Origin of the sequence: Pseudarthrobacter sp. AL07, assembly GCF_029960665.1 — a bacterium.
In the GTDB taxonomy this organism is placed as follows: domain Bacteria; phylum Actinomycetota; class Actinomycetes; order Actinomycetales; family Micrococcaceae; genus Arthrobacter.
In genome coordinates, this window is record NZ_JASBRB010000053.1 from 1 (window position 1) to 6,428 (window position 6,428).

A 6,428-nucleotide genomic window follows, 5' to 3' on the forward strand; every position below is an offset into this window, starting at 1 on the left:
GCCTGTGGAGGCCTCCAAAGGAGACCTCCACAGGGGCAAAACGACCATCGAGATCAGAATTTAGACGTAGTCCTTGTACTTTTCGAGGGTGCGGACCGGCTTGGCGAGGGCATCGCGGCGGAAGGGGTCTCCCAGTTCGCGGGTGCACATAATCTCGATGACCGTGGTCTTGCCTTCTTCCATCTGGGCGGCGAGTGCGCGCTGGAGGGCGGGGCCGACCTCCTCGAGCTGGTCGACCACAATGCCTTCGGCTCCCATGGTCTGGGCCATGGCAGCGAAGCTTTCACCGTTGTCGAGCTCGCCGGCTATGAAGCGGCGGTTGTAGAACTCCACCTGGTTCTTCTTCTCCGCACCCCACTGGCGGTTGCGGAAGACGATGGCCGTGACGGGGATGTCGTGTCGGACGGCGGTGAGGACCTCACCCATGCTCATGGCCCAGGCGCCGTCACCGGCGTAGGCCACGGCAGGGCGGTCCATGGCCGCGGCCTTGGCACCGATCATGGTCGGCAGCGCGTAGCCGCAGTTGCCGAAGCTCATCGGGGCGAAGAAGCTGCGGGGCTTCTCGAAGCGCAGGTAGCTGTGGGCCACGGAGTTGATATTGCCGATGTCGGTGGAGATCATGACGTTCTCCGGCATGGCGTTCTCGAGCTCGCGGAGGACCTGGCGCGGGGAGAGCCAGTTGCCTTCCTCGTTTTTGTGCTCTTCGAGCATGTCCAGGCTGTACTCATCTTTTTCGTGGGTCCACGCGGTGAGTTCTTCTTCCCAGCTTTCCTTCTCGGCCTTGATCGTGGCGGCGCGCTCGGCTTTGGTCGCGTCGCAGGCCAGGGTGAGCTGGTCCAGGCGTTTGCTCAGTTCAAGCGCCACGGCCTTCGCGTCTCCGCAGATGCCGACGCTGATCTTCTTGACCAGGCCCAGCATGGTGTGGTCGGCGTCGATCTGGATGATTTTCGCTTCGGAGGGCCAGTACGCCTGGCCGTACTGCGGCAGGGTGCCGAACGGGCCCAGGCGGGTGCCGAGGGCGATCACGACGTCGGCCTGGGAGATGAGCTTCATTCCCGCCTTGGATCCCTGGTAGCCCAGCGGTCCGGCCCAGAGGGGGTGGCTGGCAGGGAAAGAGTCGTTGTGCTGGTAGCTGTTGACCACCGGGGCGCCCAGGCGTTCGGCCAGGGCCTTGCATTCCTCCACGCCGTCGGCCATGACCACGCCGCCGCCGGAGACGATCACGGGGAACTTGGCCGTGGCGAGCAGGGCCGCTGCCTCGTCCAGGCTCTTGGTGCCGCCGGCGCCGCGGTCCACGCGGCGCGGCTGCGGGATCTCGGTTGTGATCTCGCCGTAGAAGTAGTCACGCGGGATGTTCAGCTGGGTGGGTCCGTTTTCAGACATGGCGCGGTCGAAGCAGCGGCCGGTGAATTCGGCCATGCGGGCCGGGTGGGTCACGTGGCCCTGGTATTTGGTGAATTCCTGGAACATGGGCAGCTGTTTGGCCTCCTGGAAGCCGCCGAGGCCGATGCCCGTGGTGCCGGCTTCCGGCGTCACGATGACCACGGGGCTGTGCGCCCAGAATGCCGCGGCGATGCCGGTGACGCAGTTGCTGATGCCCGGGCCGTTCTGGCCGATGACAACGCCGTGGCGGCCGCTGGCACGGGCATAGCCGTCAGCCATGTGGGCTGCGCCCTGCTCGTGGACCACGGGAACCAGGCGGATGCCTGCGGGGGCGAAGATGTCCATGGCGTCCATGAAGGCTGAACCCATGATGCCGAAAATGTCGGTGACGTCGTTGGCGACCATGGTCTCCACGAAGGCCTCCGACGGTGTCATTTTCTGCACGCCCTTGGCGACTTCGCGTGCAGGCCCCGCCCCGCCCCGGGCACCATTGCCCTGCAGAGCGGACGATTCCGCAACCGGCGCTGCTGCCGCGCCGTCACCGGCAACGGATGAGAGTTCAACGGTCTCTTGGCTCATGATGACTGCTCCTCCTCCAGGAACACCCCTGGATACATTAGAGATATAGAAAGTGGAACGATCCGTTCCTGTTTTAGCGCTGATCCTGAGATTAGGGCAAAAGAACAACAACGTCAATGACTATTTCAAATATTCGGAACAAGACGTACGATATTCTTGAAGTAGATGCCAAATACGGTGCGAACTGACCACGCGAAGGACACAAGATGGCTGAGATTCACAGGCTCATGGAGCCGGTGCTGCAGGCGCCGACGGAGCTGGCCGGGGACACGCCCACCATGCGGCTGTTCTCCCTCCTGGAACTGATTGCTACCAAGGACCAGCTCTTCACCCTCCAGGGCCTGGTGGAGGAAACGGGAACGCCCAAGCCCACACTGCACCGCATGCTGCAGCAGCTGGAAGGTTCAGGCCTCCTGGTCCGGGAAAATAACGGCCGGCACTATGGCACCGGCGTCCGGCTGCGGCGGATGGCGGAAAACCTGCTGATCAACGACATACACCACGGCGCACGGCACGCTGTGCTGCGCAACCTGGTGGAGGAACTGGGCGAGAGCTGCAACGTGACGGCGGTGTCCGGCAGCGAAGTGGTCTATCTGGACCGCATCGAAACCTCCGAACCCCTGCGTATCACGCTCCAGCCCGGCTCCCGGGTGCCGGTGCACTGCTCGGCCAGCGGGAAGATGATCCTCTCCCAGCTCAGCCCGGCACAGCGCAAGCGCCTCATTGCCGCCGCGCCGCTGGAACGCTACACGAACAAGACCGTGACGGACCCCGAGTTGATCGAGGAGGAACTCGGGCGCGTCCGCCGGGACGGCTACGCGATCGACGACGAGGAATTCCTGCCCGGCATGGTCTGCGTGGCCGTGCTGGTCCCCACCGCCAATGCCGTATCCAACCTCTGCGTCGCCGTCCAGGCCCCGGTCATGCGGCTCACGCCCGAGAAGGGGCTGAAGCTGCTCCCGGCCCTGCAACGCGCCGCGGCAGCGCTCAGCCTCATCGAAGCCGAGTCCGGCCCTGCGGAAGAAACTGTTGACAGCGGTGCCACCGCGGCTGTCCCTGCCGGGGCGGAGGAGGAACTGTGGACCAGCTGACCCGACTGATGCCCGACAAAATGGTGTCAGTGCGCGAGGTGTTCAATCTCGACACAGACCTCAAGGTGGCTGCCTTCCGGGAAGCCGACGAGCACGTCCCCGAGGTGGACCCTGCCTACCGTTTCAACCACGACGTCACCCTGGCCATCCTGGCCGCCTTCACCCGGAACCGGCGAATGCTGCTCCAGGGCCTGCACGGCACAGGCAAGTCCACGCACATCGAGCAGGTGGCCGCGCGGCTGAACTGGCCCTGCGTGCGGGTGAACCTGGACGGTCATATCAGCAGGCTTGACTTGGTGGGCCGCGATACCGTGGTCCTGAAGGACGGCAAGCAGATCACCGAGTTCCAGGAGGGCATCGTCCCCTGGGCCATTCAACGTCCGGTGGCCCTGATCCTGGATGAGTACGACGCCGGCCGTCCGGATGTCATGTTCGTGATCCAGCGGCTCCTGGAACGCGACGGCAAGCTGACGCTGCTGGACCAGAACCGGGTCCTTGACGTGCACCCCGGGTTCCGGCTCTTCGCCACGGCAAACACCGTGGGACTGGGTAACCTGAACGGCATGTACCACGGCGTCCAGCGCCTCAACCATGCCCAGATTGACCGCTGGAACATCGTTGCTGCCCTGAACCATCCCCCGGCAGAGGACGAGATCGGGATAGTACTGGCACGGGTCCCTGAGCTGGACGACGCAGCTGGCCGGAAACTGGTGGCGTCCATGGTGGCCGTGGCCAAGCTGACGCGGGACGGTTTCCGGGTAGGCGATCTGTCCACCCTGATGTCCCCGCGCACCGTCATCACCTGGGCGGAGAACATCGGGATCTTCGGCGATGCCGGCAAGGCCTTCCAATTGTCCTTTGTGAACAAGTGCGATGAGGCCGAGCAGCCGCTCATCGGCGAGTACTTCCAGCGCTGCTTCGACCGCGAGCTGGAAGTGCCGCGGACATCCGGCTACCTGCCCGCCGCACCCCACCCCGCTGCCGCCTTCGCCGCCGCGGCCGGGTAGGCCTCACCATGGCCTCCCTTGCGGAACAGACGGAGCAGGCGGAGAACGAGCGGGCGGAGGCCGCCACGCGAGAGCTCGCAGCCGCCTCGCTGCGCCGCCGCAAGCAGACCACCGAACTCTGCGCCGCGGCAATGCGTGCGCTCAGCGGGCAGAGCGGGCTGCACTTTCGCGGCCCTGCACTGTACCGGGAGAGCGCCCCGGTACCCATGCCGGCGCCGCATCTTCACCCGGGCACGGACAGCACCGAGCTTGAAGCCTTCCGGGGCGCCGCTGACGGCATGGCGCTGCGCCTGCAGCACAGCGACGCCGCCCTGCACGAGAAGCTCTGCCCCGCAACACCTGCACGCATGCTGGTGTTCGAGATGCTTGAACAATTCCGTACCGAATCGCTGAGCGATCCTGCCATGCCGGGGGTCCAGGCGAACCTGAACCGCCGCTTCCAGCAGTGGTCCCGGGAGTTCGAGGCATCCACCCTCGCGGAGACGGACCTGGGAATCATCCTCTTCACCGTAGCCCAGGTCTGCCGGGCGAGGATCACCACCGAGCCGATATCCCCGGACTTCGAAGACCGGATTGAATCCACCCGGGCCGAGCTTGCCCCGCACGTCGGCACGCACCTGGCCGCCCTGCGGCGGGAGCGGTTCTCCCAGCCGCGGTTCGCCCACCATGCCCTCGCCATCGCGGAGACTGTCGCCGCCATCAGCGAGTACCTCGAAGCCCGGGAAGCGCGGCCCTCCCGTTCCGGGAGCAGGACGCCGCAGTTCCAGCTGCTCTTCGACCAAGACACCAGCGACGACGTCCTCCCCACCGCCCGGTATGGGCGCAGCGATGCGCTTCAAGCCGGCGAAGGCGGATACCGGCGCTTCACCGCCGCATACGACCGCGAGTTCCAGGCCACAGATCTGGTCCGCGCCGAATTGCTGCCCGGCTACCGGCAGCAGCTGGACGACGACATTGCCAGGCAAAGCATCAACGTTCCCAGGTTGGGCCGTGCCCTGGGCGCGGTGCTGTCCACAGCCATCCACGACGGTTGGGACGGTGACGCCCTCGAAGGACGCCTTGACGGCAGCAGGCTCGCCCGGCTGGTTACTTCATCCGGGGACCGCCGCGTCTTCCGGACGGAGCGGAACGAGCCCCGGAGCGACGCCACGGTGACGTTCCTGGTGGACTGCTCCGGCTCCATGAAGGAACACAGTGCGGCCGTGGCCGCCCTGGTGGACGTCTACGCGCGCGCCCTGGAACTGGCGGGGGCGCGCTGCGAAGTGCTGGGTTTCACCACTGCAGCGTGGAACGGCGGCCGCGCCGGGAAAGACTGGGTCCGTGCCGGCAAACCCCCGCATCCGGGACGGCTCAACGAGGTGCGTCACCTCATCTTCAAAGATGCCAACACCCCGTGGCGGCGGGCCCGCCCGGCGATTGCCGCGCTGATGAAAAAGGATTTGTTCCGCGAAGGAGTCGACGGCGAGGCCGTTGACTGGGCGTGCGCGCGGCTCAACAGCAGTTCCGGGGACAGCAACTCCCAAGGCAACGGCCATGAACGCAAGATCCTGCTGGTGGTTTCCGATGGCAGCCCAACAGACGGCGCCACCGCACTGGCCAACGACGGCCACTACCTGGAACAGCACCTGCAGGACGTCGTCGCGGCGCACGAAGCCGCCGGCAACGCTGAAATTTACGGGCTGGGCGTAGGGCTGGACCTCTCGCCGTACTACCGCAGGAACATCGCCTTGGATCTATCGCGCGGAAGCAGCGCCGCCGTCGTCGGCCAGGTCCTGGCCATGCTGGCCGGGCGCCGCTAACGCTACAAAAGCCCGCCGCGGAGACATACCACCATTGGCACTCCCCCGCGGCGGGCTTTACGGACCGGACGAACATCCAGCCCGAAGATCAGGGGCGGGCCGCTACCGGCTGCATGTCGGACTCCTCCTCGAGCCCTTCAGCCGAAGGATCCAAGGACGGATCCGCCGGAAGGTCCGCGGCGTCGTTGCCAGCCTCTTCCCCCGGCTTACGGCCGTAGCGCCGACGCAGCTCATAGCTAAGGAGAATGACAACGAGCGTCACACCACTCATCACGAACTGGGTTTGGGTGCTGGGCAGCAGCGCCATGGCGGCGATCACGGAAAGCATAAGCGCGATCGTCGCGTAACTCAGCCACGGGAAAAGCCACATCTTAAGCTTCAGCGCTGCCGGGTCCTCACGGTCCAGTCTCTTGCGCAGCACCACCTGTGACAGGGCGATCGCCAAGTACACGAAAAGCGCCACGGCGCCATAGGAATTCACCAGGAAGGCAAACACCACATCGCCCCACACATAGACACAGACCACCGAAACATAGCCCACGGTGGTACCCATCAGGATGGCACGGCGC

The 6,428-nt window shown here is 65.5% G+C and carries 4 protein-coding genes and 1 pseudogene; 3 read left to right on the forward strand and 2 right to left on the reverse strand.

The genetic code is table 11. The features are described from left to right. Positions 1-60 precede the first annotated feature (60 nt). Positions 61-1,962 carry a sulfoacetaldehyde acetyltransferase gene (xsc, locus tag QK290_RS18120; RefSeq protein ID WP_282332054.1) on the reverse strand — a complete coding sequence of 634 codons (1,902 nt, stop codon included), beginning with the start codon at positions 1,960-1,962 and terminating at the stop codon, positions 61-63. 206 nt (positions 1,963-2,168) lie between these two features. On the opposite strand from xsc, the gene QK290_RS18125 reads away from it, so the two are divergent. From QK290_RS18125 to QK290_RS18135, 3 genes are read left to right on the forward strand one after another with little or no spacing between them, the layout of a single operon-like run. Then, positions 2,169-3,053 (forward strand): IclR family transcriptional regulator, encoded by an 885-nt coding sequence (locus QK290_RS18125; protein ID WP_282332055.1) that lies wholly within the window; start codon positions 2,169-2,171, stop codon positions 3,051-3,053. Beyond that, on the forward strand, positions 3,041-4,060 hold the full coding sequence (locus QK290_RS18130) for an AAA family ATPase (RefSeq protein WP_282332056.1): 1,020 nt from the start codon (positions 3,041-3,043) through the stop codon (positions 4,058-4,060). The genes QK290_RS18125 and QK290_RS18130 overlap by 13 nt, the downstream gene beginning before the upstream one ends. Before the next feature lie 8 nt (positions 4,061-4,068). Further along, complete coding sequence (locus QK290_RS18135) at positions 4,069-5,859, forward strand: cobalt chelatase (protein WP_282332057.1); 1,791 nt, start codon at positions 4,069-4,071, stop codon at positions 5,857-5,859. Between the two features lie 88 nt (positions 5,860-5,947). Here the strand turns inward: QK290_RS18135 and QK290_RS18140 are convergent. Next, positions 5,948-6,428 (reverse strand): annotated as a pseudogene (locus tag QK290_RS18140) (hypothetical protein); the annotation flags it as partial.